Genomic DNA, 16,627 nt, shown 5'->3' with positions numbered 1-16,627 from the left:
GTAAGGAAATCACCCATGGCCATTCTTCCCACTCCCGAACCAACGCCTACGCCGGTGCCCACACCACCGCCGCTCCCCGAACCGAAACCGATGCGTGAACCGGATCCGGAGAGACTTCCGGACGAAGACCCTGTCCCCAATCCCGATGAGAACGACGCGCCGCCCAAGCACGGCCTTTAGCCGTTGCCATCGTGATCATTGCCATCGGCGCATGGTAGCTCCGGCGGCAGGGAAGACGATGGAATGATGCTCATGTCCGATCTTTGGTCGATCCGACAAATCTCATCATCGTGTCGAAGAGCATGGTCCAAGCAGGCTCATGAGAGAGAATCACGTGGTTGGCGCTTTCCAGCATCACGAACTCGGCGCCGCCAATGCCCGCGGCGAGTTTCCGGCTCTGATCCATCGGATGGACGCCATCGTCGCGTGAATGCAGGACGAGCGTCGGGCACGTTACTTCTCGCAGAAGATCGCTGACATCGAAGCGATCGACCGCCTCCCTGAGGCGAGCGGCGTTTTCGGGCGATGTGGACAACTTCTGCAATTCCGCCAGCGAGTCGATCTCCTGGCGTGTGCCGTCCGGAATGAACATCGACGAAAACGCCTTGATGAAAGGGCTGCCGGGCCTGCCCCAGCCATGGCGGATAAGCGTCAATATCGCTTCGCCCTCGGCGCGTTCGCTGGCTGAAGTCCTCACAAGCCGTCCTTTCTCGTAGCCGCCATGCAAGATGAGATGGCTCACCCGGTGGGGATGCCGGCAAGCATAGGCAATGGCGATCGCAGCCCCTTGCGAGGTGCCGTAGAGCGCGAACCTCTCCAGTCCGGCGACATCGACAACGGCTTCCAGGTCCTCGACAAAGCTCTCCAGCGAGAAGTCCTCGACGTTCCAGTCGGAGAGCCCGTTGCCGCGCTGGTCGTACCGCGTGACCCGCATATGCCGGTTCAGTTCGTCGAGGAACGGCCGCCAGATCGGGCTTCGCCAGTCATAGTCGAGATGGGTGAGCCAATGTCCCGCCTTGACGAGAGCCTGGCCGGAGCCGGTGGTCGCATAGGCGATGCGGGTGCCGTCGCGCGAATTGCAGAATTTCACGCGCTGGTGGTCTGCCTCGGTTTTTTCGCCGCGATAATGGTCCGGCTTCGAAACCGCTCCGACGGTTTCCACATTGCCGACAAAACGAACGCCGCGCCGTGCCACGGTCTTGATGAATTCCTGCCTTGCACCGTCATCGCCGATTGCAGCGCGGGTGGCACTGAGCCGGGCGCTGATCGCCGAATCCGAGACGATCCGGCCATTCCAGATCTCCTCGAGCAGCTCGTCATAGGTCACGAGTTGCCCTGACTTCCTAATCAAAAGATGCAGCAGGTCGAACACCTGGGGCTCGACCGGTCGCGATTGGCCACCCACGACGAGCTCGTGGCTCTCAGGGGCGAGTTCGCAGTTTCCGAAACGGTAACGCATGGCCGCAACTCACGATGTGGCCGCGAACGGCTCACGCTTGGACAGGAAGATACAGGAATAAGACAAGGGTTTGGTAGGATTTTGCTCAAGCGCCGTCCGCCCTGGTCGGGCATCTTGCCGACCATTGTTCAGGGAGGCTGCCGCGATGACAAGTCCGATCGACGCCCGCCGCCGCAAGGACGGCTCACTCGACATATCCTTTTATGCAAATCAGGCGCACTCGCTGAGGCGTGCCTCGATCCGCGCGACGCCTCGCGCGGTCGGCCGCTTCCTTGGCCGCCTGGCTGCGCCGGTGCTCCGTCGCCTGCCCGGCCCTGATTTGCGGACATCCAGCACACTTGCAGCCTTGCTGGCTGCCACGGTGGCCTTGCCCGCCTCTGCCGACGAGACCTGCCTCTCGCCCTATATGCCGAAGATCACCGGGCACGAGGATTACGTCTATGTCTGGACGCTCGGCGTCGAGGGGTTGGGCGACGGCTCCGACAAGCTCGTCACCGTGGATGCGCGAGACAACTCGCCGACATCAGGCAAGGTCATCGATATCGATTCCATCGGCAGCCGCAACGAAGCGCATCACGGCGGCTTCACCGACGACCGCCGCCAGTTCTGGGCGACGGGGCTCGACAGCAACACGATCTTCGTCTTCGACGTCGCAAGCGACCCGGCCAACCCGAAGCTGGTCAAGACCATTGCCGATTTCGCAGAGAAGACCGGTGGCGTCGTCGGTCCGCACGGCGCCTATGCGCTGCCTGGACGCATGATGATCCCGGCGCTCTCCAACAAGGACGGCACCGGCCGCACGGCGCTCGTCGAGTTCTCCAACGAAGGCGAGATCATCGCCACCCACTGGCTGCCGACGGCCAAGGAGGCGAAGGACATTCCCGGCGGCGAGTTTGCCGACGGCTACGGCTATGATGCGCGCGTCCTGCCGCGCAAGAACGTCATGCTGACCTCGTCCTTCGCCGGGCGGGAGAACTATATGCGTCCCTTCGGCGAGGTTGCGGGCGACGCCGAGGCGATGAAGAAATTCGGCAATTCCATGATCATCTGGGATTTCCATGCCCGCACGCCGAAGAAGGTTTTCCAGGTGCCGGGCGTGCCGCTCGAAATACGCTGGGCCCAGGGCAAGGACCATGACTATGCCTTCACCTCGACCGCGCTTACCTCGAAACTCTGGCTGGTCCACGAGGACGAGAAGGGCGAATGGCAGGCCAAGGCAGTGGCCGACATTGGCGATCCCGCCAAGCTGCCGATCCCTGTCGACATCAGCCTGAGCGCCGACGACAAGACGCTGTTCGCCGACACTTTCATGGACGGCATGACCAGGGTCTTCGACGTCTCCGATCCGCACCACCCCAGGCAGATCTACGAGAAGAAGATCGGCGAGCAACTCAACATGGTCTCGCAGAGCTGGGATGGCGAGCGCATCTACTATACCAGCTCGCTGCTCGCCAACTGGGACAAGGCCGGCGACGCCAACGAGCAGTTCCTGAAGGCCTATGCCTGGAACGGCAAGGAATTGACGCCGCGCTTCGAAATCGACTTCACCGGGGAAAAGCTCGGCCGGCCGCATATGATGGCCTTCGGCGCCGCCAGCCTCTACGCCAAGTGACAACAGGCCCGGAGGAGAAGAGCCGATGCGCCACCTGCCGTTCGTCTTCGCAATCCTTGCCGGCCTCGGCTTCGGCGGCGCTGCCCTGGCCCATGGCAGCAATCATGGCGCCGATGCCGTGCGGTCGGGCCCGGCATCGGCCTACGCCTTCGCGCTGCCGCAGCCGGGCTCCTACCACCTGCCGCCGATCCGCACGGCAGCAGGCGGCCCGGTGCTGACGGAAAAGGGCGGAAGCGCTGACTTGGCCAAGCTGCTGCGCGGCCACATCACCGTCTTCTCCTTCATCTACACACGCTGCGCCGATATCTGTCCGCTCGCCACGGCGCAGCTGGCGCAATTGCGCGCGCTTGTGCGCCATTATCCCGAACTCGACCGCCGGGTGCGCCTCGTATCGATGAGCTTCGACCCGGACCACGACACGCCCGCTGTCATGGCCGACTATGGCACGCTCTGGCGCGATCCCGGCGACGGCGGATCGCAATGGCTCTTCGTGACCGCGCCCGGCCAGGCAGCACTTCGCCCGATCCTTGCGGCCTACGACCAGGCGGTTGCGCCGGATCCCGATCCACAGGATCCGACCGGAGGCCTCAGCCATATCCTTCGCGTCTTCCTGATCGACGAGGCAGGCCTGGTCCGCAACATCTACAGCATGGACTTCCTCGATCCCGACCTCGTGCTCACGGATATCCGCACATTGGCCACTGAAACCGAGTGAGCCTGCCGCTCAGCCGGCATCCCCGCGCAATGGCATGCGGCTTTCGCCGACGATCAGCGCCGGTTGAAATGATGCAGCCGACCGAATAGGCCGTATCGGCTCTCCTCAACGGACAGTCATACCCGGTTGACCGGATATACCGGCTTGCCGCCGCGCAGGACCGATGCGACATCGGCAAACACCTTGTTGCGAACCTCGGCGTAGGACTGGGTCGAGTAATGCGCCGCGTGTGGACTGACCAGGACGGTGTCCAGCGCCAGCAGCGGGTTGTCGGGCGAAGGCGGCTCCTGCTCGAACGTGTCGATGCCGGCGCCTGCCAGATGGCGACGCCGGATCAAATCCGCCAGCGCGACTTCGTCAACCAGCCCGCCACGGGACACGTTGATGAGTATCGCCCCTTGCTTCATGCGCGACAGGGCATCAGCCGATAGGATGTTTCTGGTTTCCGGTGTTGCGGGAACATGCAGCGAGACGATGTCGGCCCTGGCGAGCAGCTCGTCGAAACCGACCGGTTCAGCACCGCCGGCCGTTATGCGCTCCGCCGGCATATGCGGGTCATAGGCGATGACATGAAAGCCGAAGACCCGCGCCCGCTCGGCGGTCAGCCGTCCGATCTGGCCGAAGCCGATCAGGCCGAGAACCTGCCTGTCCGGCCGCGTGATGCCGGCGCCGTCGGCCATTGCAGCCCAGCGGCCGGCGCGTACTGCGCCGTCGAACTGCTTCAGCCTGCGCGTCAGGGCCAGGATCAGGGCCATGGCATGCGTGCTGACCTCCACCAGATTGGCGTCCGGCACATAGGTTACCTGAACACCGGCACGGGTGGCGGCTTCGACGTCGATCGAGTCCAGGCCTACGCCGAACCGTCCGATTACCCTGAGGGTCTTCAGTTCCGCCAGCACGCGAGCCGTGATCGGTTCCCGCAATATCATCAAGGCGTCGGCGTCACGGCATTGTTCGATCAGGGCATCCTCTGTGAGAAGCGTCTTTTCGACGAACTCGGCGTTCAAGCCGTCGAGGTAGCGCAGCTGCTCTGCCTCGACTGACAACACGCCATCGGTCTTGATTATCTTCATGCCAATCTCTTGCAATCAGGCGCTGCGCGCCGCGGCGGCACCGGCGGCAAGGCCGGCGCCAAGAAACATCGTGTCGCTGGCCAGCATGTAGAAGCTGATGCCGTGCTTCGACCATTTGCCGACATCATCCGCCGAGGGGCGAAAGATACCGACGGCCTTGTGGGCCGCGCGCGCCGCCGCCGCGATCCTGATGATGGCGGCATCGAGCTTGTCCTGACCGGCTGGCCCCATCGCATCGATCGAGACCGACAGGTCGCCGGGACCAATGAAGATCACGTCGACGCCGTCGACCTGGACTATGTCGTCGATGTTGGCGAGGCCCTCGGCGGTCTCGACCTGGATGGCGACCGCCAGGACATCGTTGGCCGACTTGAGGTAGTCTGGAATCCTGTACCCATAACCAGCGGCGCGACCTGGACCGACGCCGCGTGCACCGACAGGCGGGTAACGGCAGGCCATGACCGCCATGCGCGCTTGCTCGGCCGTCGAGACGCGCGGCACCAGGACACCTGACGCGCCGGCGTCGAGCGCGGCCGCAATCCACTCCGGCGTGTGGCCCGGCACACGCACCATGGCGGGAACCTTGTGGACATCGGCGGCGCGGACCAGATCCTCAAGCCGCTCGCGGCCAATCTGCGAATGCTCCCAGTCGATGCACAGGAAATCGACCCCGCTTGCAGCCGCCACTTCGATCGCCACAGGATGCGGGATGGCGCAGAAGGTGCCGATGAGGCGATCGAGCGAGACACATTTTTTCCGAAAGTCGTACATGAAAACTCCAGAGATTTTTTCGGCGTCGGCGAACTGTTCGCGTTATTTGCCGGTAGTCCGCGGCAAAGGATGCACGGCTTCCGTCGACATCGGAAAGTGCCGGCTGCCGCCTGAAAAGGGCGGGAAGGTCTTGTAGTCGGCGCGCATCTCCAGCCGCGCCGGCGATTGCAGTGCATGCGTCAGCGCCGCGGGACTGTCAAACATGACCCGGTTGCGCTGCATATGGTCGACCCGCGGCCAGGGCAACGAGCCGCACCAATCCAGCCGCGACAGAACCTCGATGTGGCGAATGCCGGGGAAGCCCCGCATCAATTGCGGATGATGCGTCACATAGTGGTAGAGCCAGCTATTCATGTCCTCGGCCGGCCCGGGATAGTGGACAAGGTAACTGCAGGGCAGCCCAGGCGTCTTGACGCCAGCGTCATCGACGGGGAACGGACGCACGCACATTGCCTGCTGCGTTGGCCTCGAACCGGCAATGCTCGACAGCATACCCGGTGCGGCAAGCGCCTGCAGATGGCCGGACGGCGCGAGCGCCGCCTCCATCTCCGCCAACTCGTCGAAATAGAGCTGGAAGCCAAAGACCGGCGGCGGACCATCCTTGTTGAACATGTCCGTCGCCACTTCAGGCAGGTAGATGTTTGCAAGCGCAAGACCCGGCGTTGTGGCGATTACGCCCCGCACAGCGTCGACGTCTTCACCGGCGATGGACAGGTTTTCCTGGCGGTCATCATGGAAGAAAGCGAGATAGGCAAAGCGCATCTGGACCACCTGCTGGGTTCGGCTAGATCAAATTCGGAAGGAAGAGGGCGATCTGCGGAAAGAGGACAATCAGCAGGATCAAAAGAAGCGTCAGCGCGATGTAGGGCGCCGCGGACAGTGCAACCGTTTTGAGCGACGTGCCTTTCGGCGCAACACCGATCATGATGAACAGCAGCAGACCAAAGGGCGGCGTGGTAAAGCCGACCTCGTAGGCAAGCAGCAGGATCAGCCCGAACCAGACAGGATCGTAGCCGAATTGCTGGGCGATCGGCAGGAAGATCGGCAGCGTGATCAGCATCATCGAGACCTGATCCATGAACATGCCGAGCAGCAGGATGACGAGCACCATCATGAGCAGCATGGGATACGGTCCAAGGTCGTAGCCGACGATGAACTGGATAAAACCGTTCGACGCGCCGGAGAAGGCGAATATCTGCGAGAACGTCGTCGAAGCCGAGATGATCAGGAAGGTCATGCCTGTGACCTTCATCGCATCGTCCAGCGACTTCCAGACAACCGACCAGCTGAACCTTCGATAGACGAACAACAACGCGAAGACGGCGGCACATCCGAGCCCTGCGGACTCCGTCGGCGTCGCTATTCCAAGGATGATCGTGCCGACCACCATGAACACGATGACGCTCATCGGAATGATGTTGACGGCGACCGCCCTCACCTTCTCGGCCGCACGAACGGCGGGCACTGGATAGTGCGGAGCGGCGTCCGGGTCGATCTTCGTCTGTGCGAAGATCAGCGTCGCGTACATGACGACGAGAAGCAGCCCAGGCAGCGCACCGGCTATGAGCAGCGCGCCAACGTCGATCTGGGCAAGCGAGCCAAGCAAGACAGCCAGCGAGGACGGCGGGATGATGACGGCAAGGCTTCCGGCGCCAAGCACCGGTCCGTAGGCCATGTGCGGCTTGTAGCCCCGCTTCAGCATCTCGGGCACCATCAGCGAGCCCATCATGCCGGTATTGGCGAGGCTCGAGCCTGAAAGCGCAGAGAAGATCGTGCCGGCGGCGAGCACGACATAGGCAAGGCGTCCCCGCAAATTGCCGATGCACAGGTCGAGCGCGTAGATGACCTTCTCGCCGAGGCCGGAGCGGAAGAACAGGCTGCCCATGACGAGAAACATCGGCAGCGGGGCAAGCGCATAGGTCGAGACGGCGTCGGAGAAGTTGGCGACCATCTGCGTCACGCCGACCGAACCGCCGAAGAACAAATACAGCCCGATCACATTGGTGACGAAGAACGCGAAGGCGACCGGCAGCCCAAGGCCCATCAACACAAGGATGGTGCCAACGAGCACGGCGAATGGAAACAGCCAGGCCACCGGTCAGAGCCCTTCCATTTCCAGAGGATCGAGCGTGTACAGCGTGTCACGACCCAGCAGATATCTGAGCCATTCCAGCGCCGAGAGGTAGAAGGCGAGCATGATAGGCAGAAAGACCAGCCATTTCGGCATGTCGAAGCTGCGCGTCTCATATTCGCCGCCCGACACGGCGCCTATCAGGGAAGCGAGTGCGACGCTGCCGAGGTAGAGGCTGACACCGATGCAGGCGAGATAGACCAGTTTTTCAAGCACCGCCCGTGCCGGCACGGGCAGCGCCTTGCGCAGGAACTCGACGAAGACATGGCCTTTGCTGTGGACCAGCCAGGGCATCGGCAGAAATGCCGCGTAGAGCAGACCGTATTCCGTCGCGGACACAGCCCAGGCAAGCGGTCTCAGGCCTAGATTGCGGACGCATACATCAGCGACCACCGCGACGATGATGAGACCAAGCGCCACTTTCGCCACCGCGGCCAGCGCAAGGCTCAGCTTCCCGATCGCTGCAAACATCTTGTCCATTCCCGACGGCCCTCATGCCTATCCTTGGGAGGGCGCGCGAGCGCCCTCCATCGGGCTATTGAAAGAATTTCTTCAACTGTTCGATGTTGCTGGGATCGCGTTTGGTCATTCTCGCCCAACTCGCCTGCGCGGCAGCTGCCAGGAATTTGTCACGGCCGGCGCCGGTCAAGCTGATCACCTTCTGCCCGCCGTCGATCATCGCCTGTGCCTGCTTTTCAGACTCGGCAAGATTGGCGTCGTAGCTCGCGCGCTCGTATTCGACAGCCGTGTCGGCAAGCAGCTTCTGCGCCTCGGGCGACAACGCGTCCCATTTCGCCTTGTTGATCGAGACCAGCACATCGGTTTTGAAGAATTGCGGGTCGACGCGGTATTTGGTGAATTTGTCCCAGCCGAAGGACGCATAGCCAAATACGGTGTAGGCGTTGGCATTGACGACGCCGCGCTCGAGCGAGGTGTAGACGTCCCCCGGCGCTTGCACGATGACGGTTGCGCCCAGGGATTCAAGGAAATCGCGATAGAGCGGCGACGAGCGGATCTTCAGACTGCTCCAGTCGATGCTGCCTTCATCATTGAGCTTGGGTTCGTCGACGGTGAAGATGTTGAAGCCCGAGCCCGCGTCGACATGCGCCAGCAGATGAGCATTGGCCTTCTTCTCGAAAATTCCGCTGATGAAATCCCAGCCGCCATTTTCGCGAACTTCCCAAGGCGTCTTCGTCGATGCCGAGAAAACCTCGCCTTCGGGAACGAGCTCCAGGAACTGACCTGCCGGTGTGTCGATCATGTCGATCAGGCCATTCCTGAGCGCCGCGCCCTGCTGAATGGGTGGAATGACTTCCGGCCCGCCACGCACATTGATCTGAACCACGCCTTTGCCCTTTTCGTTCACCTTTTGAACGAACTTCAGGAAACTCTGTGCGTAGCCGTTCTGCGTTGGCGTAAAATGCACGGCGTTAAGGACAACCTCTTCGGCCGTGGCGATACCCGCTACGACAGACATGAGTGCAGCCAGAACAAATGTCTTCCAAATGCGCATTGCCGTACCCCCTCTGATAGATCACTTCGCTTACGTTGGGCCCACGATCAGGCCGATCTGAAATTGCAATCGCTGCGCCGCCACGGGAACGGCAATTAGTTGGCATCATCTCCTACCGTCAGGAATCGTCCATGCGCGTAGAAGACCGGCGACCGGTCAGCGCGATCCAGCGCGACCCCCGAGACGATGCCGATCACGATCATATGCGACGCCCGCACGATGAGTTCGGCCACCCGGCATTCGAACATTGCCCGCGCGCCGACAAGCAAGGGCGCGCCGGTTTCACCGCGTACCCATGATCCGGACGAGAATCGCGCGACGCCCCTGGCTTTGGTCATGCCACCAAAAGCACGCGCGACATTCTCCTGGTCGCCGGCGGGAAGATTGACGGAAAACGGCAGGCCTTCGCTAATGGCCGAGGCAAAGGTGCTGCCGCGGTTCACGCAGGCCAGAAGCGAAGGCGGCTCGGCGCTGAACGAGCAGACGGCCGTCGCCGTGATGCCGCAAAAGCCTATCTCGTCATGCTCCGACGCGAGGATGGCGACCGATCCCGCCACGGCTCGCATCGCTTGCTTGAAGGCGCGCGGATTGATGGCGTCGTGCCCATGCACCCATGTCGTCGGACTGGCGGCCGCCGGCATCAATTTACGCGAAGCCCGGCCTGGCGCATCAGCGGCAGCACACGGTCGCAGAAGAAGGGCAGTTCGTAGGTGTAGTTGACGAATGTGAGGGCTGCGCCGGAATATCCCTGGTCCATGATCTCGGTGAGATCGTCGACGATCTTTTCCGGCGTGCCTATGAGCGGGAACGTTCCAGCGCCGCCGGCGAACCTTTGCCGATATTCGGTGAAGGCCTTTGCGTCATGCGAGTTCGCGAATTCCTTCTTCTTGCGCATATGCTCGTCGACCGCGCCCTGGTCCGCGCATTCCAGCGCGTAGTGCCGGTAATAATCCTCGGCTTCCTGCTGGGTCTCCCGGCAGACGACGTGGCAGACAGTGTAGACGCCGACTTCGCGTCCGACCTCGGCGGCGCGGTTGGTGATGTCGACCACATGCGCGCGGCCATCGGCAATTTCGGAAAAAGTCGAAAACAAATAGTCGCAGTGGCGCGCCGCATAGTTGCGCCCCGGCGCGCCGAAGGCGGCGTTCATGGTCACCGGGCGTGGCGCCTGCAGGCTTGGCGGACGGCTGACGACCCCCTTCAGGTCGTAGAATTCGCCGGCAAAATCGAACGGCTCCCGGGATTGGTAGGCACGCTCGATGATGTTGATCCATTCTTCCGCCTGATCGTAGGTTCGGTCGCCGACCGTCTGTCCGAACATGGCAAACTCGTCCGGGTTCCAGCCGCAGACAATGTTCAAGCCGGCACGCCCGTTGGAGATGTGGTCGACCGTCGCCAGCGCTTTTGCGGCCTGCAGCGGATGAACCAGCGGCACATGCACCGTCATGAACAGACCGATGTTCTCCGTGGCGACGGCAAGACCCGCCGCCCAGGTGAAGGTCTCGAACGACCACTCGCGCACATGCGTCAAACCGCCGAAGCCGCGCCAGCGCGCGATCGGCAGCAGGAACTCCAGGCCGGCGCGATCGGCGATGCCGGCGGAATTGAGGTTGTCTTCCCAGCGGGCGCGCCAGCGCTCGGGAACGGTGGTGATTGCCAGGCCGCCATCGGCGTTCATCGAGAAGATGCCGAGCTTGAACCTGTTCGGTCCTTTCAGCGGATGCTGCTTTCTGATCATGATCTACCCTGCAGCGGGATGCTCTCACCCTCATCGTTGGAATGCTGCAACGGTGGGCTCAGCCTCGTGAACCGCTCCTCGGCGTTCTGAATGAAGTGGGTCATGCGGTCGTAGGCAGCGACGGCGTCGCGCTTGACGAACGCCTCGTGGATTGCGCGCATGCCGGCCACGATGACGGCCTGCGTCGGCTGGTGCGACAGCGTCTTTAACCGGACGACGAGGACGTGGTCGGCGAAGCGGGCAATCGTTTGTGAAAGGCGATCGTTCTCGACGGCGCCGAGCCAACAGTTCCTGAATGCCGAATTGGCCTGGAAAAAGCGGTCCGCATCGCCGGCGGAGGCCGCTGCCTCTGCATCTTGAAGCGCGGCTGTCAGCGTCTTGAGGCCAGCGGCGTCCAGTGTGCGCGCGGCGTGCGCGGCGGCCCGCGGTTCGAGCAGGCGGCGGACCTCGAAAATGTTGGCGACATCCGTGGCGGTAAGCGTGGGCAATGTGAAGCCGCGTGTCGTGCCGACGAGATAGCCTTCATGCACCAACTGCATCAACGCGTCGCGGACGGGCATTCTGGAGATGCCGAGCTGGGCGGCAATATCCACATCGACGAGCTTCCGGCCGGGCGCCAGTTCGCCGCGCTGTATCGTCAGGCGGATCTGCTGATAGACCTGGGCGCGCAGATTGCCCTCGCCAACCCGTTTGAACTCTATCGGTTTCGTCATCCACGCCTTCCCATGCGAAGATTTCGTATATGATTACGGCTGTGTTCTCGCGCTCATCCGTTGAAAGGCAGCCACATATCGACAGAATTTGCCCTGCCAGCCTATGCTCCAAGGCGAAGTGGAGCACATGTTTGATCGTCTGGCAATGTATTTTAAGCCTATAATGTATACTGTTTGAATGTCACTGAAGCCGAGTGAGCCTGCCGCTCAGCCGGCGTCCCCGCGCAACGGCATGCAGCTTTCGCCGACGATCAGCGCCGGCTGAAAAATGATGTTGCGCAGGGGCTCGGCTCCCCTCTCCTCGATGCGGTCCACAAGCAGGCGCAGCGCTTCGTTGGTCATGTCGGCGATGGGGTGCTCGGTTCTCGTCAGCCGCGGTTTCAAGCCGCCGGCGCCCGCGACCGTGTCCGTTGAGGCGATCGAGACGTCCTGCGGACAACGCAGGCCAAGATCGGCGATGGCGCGCATCACGCCGATCGCCATGACGCCGTTGGCGACATAGATGGCAGTCGGGCGATCTGGCGAGCCCATCATGTCGCGGGCGACCGAATAGGCGGCTTCCTCGCGAAACTCGCCTGACCTGACATGGCCAGGCTGCGGTGCGAGCCCACGCGCCGCCATCGCGTCGATCATGCCGTCAAGCCTGCCCTTGCTGGTCGACAATTGCATCGGGCCGGTGACGGAGCCGATGCGGCGATGCCCGAGATCGAGCAGATAATCGACGGCCTGCCGGCCGGCCGCGTGGTTGTCTATGGTCACCGTATCGGCGCTGTTGCCTTCGATCGAGCGGCCCAGAAGCACGGTCGCGATGCCCTCGAACTCATGCGGCTGGTATTGGTTGGCCGCACCCACCGGAACCAGAACCATGCCGTCGCAACCAAGGGTGCGAATCCGCGACAGGATGCGCCGCTCGGTGTCGGGCTTTTCATCGCTATTGAAGAGAACCAGCGAATAGCCCCACGCCGCGACCGCCGCCTCCGCCGACCAGACGATGCGTGCGTAGAACGGATTCGACAGATCGGCCACCGCAAGCGCGATCAACTGGCTGCGGTTGCGGCGCAGATTGCGGGCGGCCTGCGACGGCTCATAGCGCAATTCGCGAATGGCGGTGACGACGCGGGCCCTCAGTTCCGGGCTGACAAAGGCAGTGTCGTTCATGACCGCCGAGACCGTCGCGGTCGACACGCCAGCCTTTCTCGCAACGTCTTTGATGGTGGCCATTTCGCCCCGATAGCTAATCGTTTCGCTAAAGTCTGGTTCAGATTTATGGCTGTGTCCAGCGGATTCACGCTTGCATTGGAGCGCATTTTGCGGGACGTTAACGAAACGGTTTGCTGTCAATGAGGCTCTGACGGCAGATGGACCAAGGGAGGAAAACCATGAAAAAGATTGGCTACATCATCGCGCTTGGAGCGCTCTCGCTGGCGACGTCTGGCGCTGCCGCGCAGGACAAGCCGCTGCTCGGCATCGTGTCGATCAGCGCCACCGAAGCGAACAATGTCCGCTACATCCAGGGCGCCACGAAAGCCGCCGACGAGCTTGGCTGGCAGACCAATGTCGTCGACGCCGCCGGCAGCGCCGACCAGGCCAACTCGGCGATCCAGAATTTCGCGCAGCTCAAGGCGCACGCGATCATCGACATGGTGTTCCCCTATTCGTCGATCGGCGCCGGCCTGGCTGCCGCGGGCGACGCCGGAATACCCGTCGTGACCTGGGGCGGCGGACTTGGCTCGACGGTTGCCGCCACCAATGGCTCGGGCGGACCTATGGCGATCCCGGTCGTCGATCTGATGGTCAAGAAAATGGAGGGCAAGGGTTCGATCCTCGCCCTCACCTACCGGACCGGCGAAGTCTGCCGCAACCGTGAAGTCGTCATGGACGAGATCGTCGCCAAGAACCCCGGCATCACCGTCACCAAGAACGAAGTACGCATTCCTGGCTATTTCGAGGACGGCGCCCAATACGCCAACGCGTGGTTGGCCTCGCATCCGGCCGGCCAGGAAAACCTGGCGATCTGGGGATGTTGGGACGACCCGGCGATCGGCGCCATCGGTTCGCTGCGCGCGCAGGGCCGCGACGACGTGCTGGTCTACGGCATCAACGGCAATGCCCAGGCGCTGGAGAACATCAAGAACGGCTTCATGACCGCGACGGCGTGGCAGGACAGCTTCACCGAGGGCTACAACATGGTCAAGATGCTGAAGGACATCAAGGACGCCGGCAGCGCTTGGCAAGCCAAGGCAGCCGAAGTCCCGGCCGTGCTGGTGACCAAGGAAACCGTCGACGCTTTTCTCAAGGACCATCCGGAAGCCATAAAGTAGGACTTGGTTTGCAGACGGCGTTCACAAGGGGTGCGCCGCAGCAGGCGGCGCCGATGACAACTCCGTTCCTGGTCGCACATGATATCGCCAAGGCCTTCGGCGGCGCGCAGGCGCTGAAGGGCGTATCGCTCGACATTGCGCCGGGTGAAATCCATGGTCTTGTCGGCGCCAATGGCGCCGGCAAGTCGACGTTCATCCGTATCCTCGCCGGACTGAACCATCCCGATGCCGGCCGGATCGAAATCGATGGCCAGAGCCAGCAGATCGCCACGCCGCAGCGCGCGACCGAACTCGGCATGAGCTTCATCCACCAGGAGCTTGCCTTTGTGCCGGGCATGACCGTGCTGCAGAACATCATGCTGGGCGTGCCGAAGAAATCGCGCTTCGGGCTGACCGACTGGCGGGCGATCGCGCGCGACGTAGCACCCATCGCCAGGCGCGTCGGCATATCGGCGCCGCTCAATGCCAGCGTGAAGGGCCTCTCGACCGCCGAGATATGGTTGATCAACATCTGCCGCGCCTTGGTGCGCAAGGCGCGGCTGATCGTCATGGATGAGCCGACGGCATCGCTTGCCGCGAGCGAGGCGGAACGGCTCTTTGCGATCGTGCGCGATCTTTCCGCCTCGGGCGTGGCGGTGCTCTACATTTCGCACCGGCTGGACGAGATCCTGAACCTGTGCTCGCGCGTCTCGGTGTTTCGCGACGGCCGCTCCGTGGCCGAACTCGCCGGAAAAGGGCTCAACCGGCCTGCGTTGGTCGAGGCGATTGTCGGTGGCGCAATCCGCGACCCGCAACGGATCGCCACAACAAGGCCGCGCGGCGATATCGTGATGGAAGCCAGCAAGCTGACGCGGGCGCCAAAAGTCCGCGGCGTCAGCCTCAAGCTTCACGCCGGCGAAGTGCTGGGCATTGGCGGCCTTGTCGGCGCCGGGCGCACGGAACTCGCCCGGCTGCTTTTCGGGGCAGACCGGCCGGACAGCGGCGAGATGAGGCTTGCGGGCCGGCCTTATCAGCCCGCCTCGCCCGCGGCGGCGGTCCGGGCCGGGCTTGGATTGATCCCCGAGGAGCGCCGGGCCGAGGCGCTGTTCCTGTCCAAGAGCATCGCCTTCAATCTCGGCATCGCCAATCTCGACAAGCTTGTGCACGGCCGATATCTGCCGCTGCTGAACCGCCGCGCCCGCACCTTCATGGCCGGCGAGATGATCAGCTCGCTGTCGATAAAGGCACGCAACGCCAGCACGCCCGTGGGCCGCCTCAGTGGCGGCAATCAACAGAAGGTTGCAATCGGCCGCTGGCTCCAGCGCAAGCCGAAGGTGCTGATCCTCGACGAACCGACGCGAGGCGTCGATATCGGCGCGCGCGCCGAGATCCACCGGCTGATCCGCCAGCAGGCGGACTCCGGAATGGCGGTTCTGGTGATATCGTCGGAACCGGACGAACTGCCCGACCTGTGCGATCGTGTGCTGGTGATGTCGGAAGGCCGCATCGTTCGCGAACTGACCGGCCAGGCCGTGTCGCGAAAGGCGATCGTCGAGGCAAGTTATGTCGACCCGCAAGCATTGATGGAGGATCATCTGGCATGAGCGACGTTGCGATTAGCGCCCGGCGTCTGTCGCCCGGAACCAAGGCGGTGCTCGGCATCTTTGCCCGCTACGGGACAATCATCGGACTGCTGGCGATGATCGTCACCTTCTCGATCCTGTCGCCGCATGCCTTTCCCACCGTCAACAATTTCACCAATGTGCTGAACCAGGCCTCGCTGGCCATGATCATTGCCGGCGGGCTGACGCTTGCCGTGGTCGTCGGCGAACTCGACCTGTCCATCGGCTTCGCCGCCAGCCTGCACGGCATCCTGATCACCGGGCTTGTCGTCCACGACAAGCTGCCGATCCCGCTTGCCGTGGTCATCGTGATCGGATTGGGCGCGGTGATCGGCCTCGTCAACGGCTTCATCGTCACCAAGGTCAAGGTCAATTCCGTCATCGCGACGCTGGGCGTCGGCACGATCCTGACGGGTCTCGCCTTCGCCTATTCCGCCGGCGTTCCCATTGTCGCGGGCGTGCCGGAGGCCTTCCTCCAGCTCTCGCTTGGCCGCTGGCTGTTCGGCATCCCCAACAACATCATCGTCATGATCCTCGTTCTCGGCGGGCTTTGGCTTCTGGTCGAGCGGACACCGCTTGGCCAGGAGATCCAAGCCGTCGGCGGCAACGCGGTTGCCGCCCGCCTTGCCGGGGTGAATGTCGACCGCATCAAGATCCTCGGCTTCGTCATTTCGGGGATGTGCGCGGCTCTGACCGGGATATTGCTTGCCTCGCGGCTGGGCAGCGGCACGGCAAGTGCGGCCGACTCCTATCTGCTCACCGCCTTCGCCGCCGTCTTCCTTGGCTCGGCGACGCTGCGCGACGGCGAATTCCATGTGCTCGGCACGCTGGTCGGCGCTCTCATCATCGCCTTCGGCTTCAACGGCCTCAACATTTTCGGCGCCCCGACCTTCTCGCAATATGTGTTGCAGGGCGCCATTTTGATCATCGCCGTGGGCATGGCCAGTCTCGGCCGCTCGCTGGCGGAACGGTGAGGAGGA

At 62.9% G+C, this 16,627-nt stretch carries 16 protein-coding genes; 5 read left to right on the top strand and 11 right to left on the bottom strand.

Annotated elements, in window-relative coordinates; genetic code table 11:
• Positions 1-250: 250 nt before the first annotated feature.
• Complete coding sequence (locus AC0L2H_RS10500) at positions 251-1,459, bottom strand: alpha/beta hydrolase (protein WP_473590126.1); 1,209 nt, start codon at positions 1,457-1,459, stop codon at positions 251-253.
• A 145-nt stretch (positions 1,460-1,604) separates the two neighbouring features.
• On the opposite strand from AC0L2H_RS10500, the gene mtoX reads away from it, so the two are divergent.
• Both mtoX and AC0L2H_RS10490 read left to right on the top strand, forming a co-directional pair.
• Positions 1,605-3,071 carry a methanethiol oxidase gene (mtoX, locus tag AC0L2H_RS10495; RefSeq protein WP_473590125.1) on the top strand — a complete coding sequence of 489 codons (1,467 nt, stop codon included), beginning with the start codon at positions 1,605-1,607 and terminating at the stop codon, positions 3,069-3,071.
• Positions 3,072-3,096: 25 nt separating this feature from the next.
• A complete protein-coding gene (locus tag AC0L2H_RS10490; protein ID WP_473590124.1) occupies positions 3,097-3,786 on the top strand; it encodes an SCO family protein in 690 nt (229 codons plus the stop codon).
• 116 nt (positions 3,787-3,902) lie between these two features.
• Here AC0L2H_RS10490 and AC0L2H_RS10485 read toward each other — a convergent pair whose 3' ends face one another.
• The 10 genes from AC0L2H_RS10485 to AC0L2H_RS10440 form a co-directional block, all read right to left on the bottom strand.
• Positions 3,903-4,859, bottom strand: a complete 957-nt coding sequence (locus tag AC0L2H_RS10485; RefSeq protein ID WP_473590123.1) for a C-terminal binding protein — start codon at positions 4,857-4,859, stop codon at positions 3,903-3,905.
• A 15-nt stretch (positions 4,860-4,874) separates the two neighbouring features.
• Positions 4,875-5,630: an HpcH/HpaI aldolase family protein gene (locus tag AC0L2H_RS10480; protein WP_473590122.1), complete on the bottom strand. Its 756-nt coding sequence runs from the start codon at positions 5,628-5,630 to the stop codon at positions 4,875-4,877.
• Between the two features lie 42 nt (positions 5,631-5,672).
• A complete protein-coding gene (locus AC0L2H_RS10475) occupies positions 5,673-6,392 on the bottom strand; it encodes a hypothetical protein (protein WP_473590121.1) in 720 nt (239 codons plus the stop codon).
• Between the two features lie 22 nt (positions 6,393-6,414).
• Positions 6,415-7,725, bottom strand: coding sequence for a TRAP transporter large permease (locus AC0L2H_RS10470; RefSeq protein ID WP_473590120.1), 1,311 nt, complete (start codon positions 7,723-7,725; stop codon positions 6,415-6,417).
• Between the two features lie 3 nt (positions 7,726-7,728).
• Positions 7,729-8,232 carry a TRAP transporter small permease gene (locus AC0L2H_RS10465; RefSeq protein WP_473590119.1) on the bottom strand — a complete coding sequence of 168 codons (504 nt, stop codon included), beginning with the start codon at positions 8,230-8,232 and terminating at the stop codon, positions 7,729-7,731.
• A gap of 64 nt (positions 8,233-8,296) precedes the next feature.
• Positions 8,297-9,238 (bottom strand): TRAP transporter substrate-binding protein DctP, encoded by a 942-nt coding sequence (gene dctP, locus AC0L2H_RS10460; protein WP_473590118.1) that lies wholly within the window; start codon positions 9,236-9,238, stop codon positions 8,297-8,299.
• A gap of 131 nt (positions 9,239-9,369) precedes the next feature.
• Positions 9,370-9,915: a flavin reductase family protein gene (locus tag AC0L2H_RS10455; RefSeq protein WP_473590117.1), complete on the bottom strand. Its 546-nt coding sequence runs from the start codon at positions 9,913-9,915 to the stop codon at positions 9,370-9,372.
• Complete coding sequence (locus AC0L2H_RS10450) at positions 9,915-11,009, bottom strand: LLM class flavin-dependent oxidoreductase (RefSeq protein WP_473590369.1); 1,095 nt, start codon at positions 11,007-11,009, stop codon at positions 9,915-9,917. Before AC0L2H_RS10450 ends, AC0L2H_RS10455 begins: the two co-directional genes overlap by 1 nt.
• Positions 11,009-11,725 carry a GntR family transcriptional regulator gene (locus AC0L2H_RS10445; RefSeq protein ID WP_473590116.1) on the bottom strand — a complete coding sequence of 239 codons (717 nt, stop codon included), beginning with the start codon at positions 11,723-11,725 and terminating at the stop codon, positions 11,009-11,011. The genes AC0L2H_RS10450 and AC0L2H_RS10445 overlap by 1 nt, the downstream gene beginning before the upstream one ends.
• 207 nt (positions 11,726-11,932) lie before the next feature.
• Positions 11,933-12,946: a LacI family DNA-binding transcriptional regulator gene (locus AC0L2H_RS10440; protein WP_473590115.1), complete on the bottom strand. Its 1,014-nt coding sequence runs from the start codon at positions 12,944-12,946 to the stop codon at positions 11,933-11,935.
• Between the two features lie 158 nt (positions 12,947-13,104).
• Here AC0L2H_RS10440 and AC0L2H_RS10435 point away from each other — a divergent pair, with 158 nt between their 5' ends.
• From AC0L2H_RS10435 to AC0L2H_RS10425, 3 genes are read left to right on the top strand one after another with little or no spacing between them, the layout of a single operon-like run.
• The gene (locus AC0L2H_RS10435) at positions 13,105-14,046 is read left to right on the top strand and encodes a sugar ABC transporter substrate-binding protein (RefSeq protein WP_473590114.1); all 942 of its coding nucleotides are present in this window, start codon (positions 13,105-13,107) and stop codon (positions 14,044-14,046) included.
• A gap of 53 nt (positions 14,047-14,099) precedes the next feature.
• On the top strand, positions 14,100-15,629 hold the full coding sequence (locus tag AC0L2H_RS10430; protein ID WP_473590113.1) for a sugar ABC transporter ATP-binding protein: 1,530 nt from the start codon (positions 14,100-14,102) through the stop codon (positions 15,627-15,629).
• Positions 15,626-16,621, top strand: coding sequence for an ABC transporter permease (locus AC0L2H_RS10425; RefSeq protein WP_473590112.1), 996 nt, complete (start codon positions 15,626-15,628; stop codon positions 16,619-16,621). The genes AC0L2H_RS10430 and AC0L2H_RS10425 overlap by 4 nt, the downstream gene beginning before the upstream one ends.
• The last annotated feature ends 6 nt before the right edge of the window (positions 16,622-16,627 follow it).

This window comes from Mesorhizobium sp. WSM4871 (genome assembly GCF_055811295.1).
Note: the sequence above shows the minus strand (reverse complement) of the source record. Positions and strands in the feature narration are given on the sequence as shown.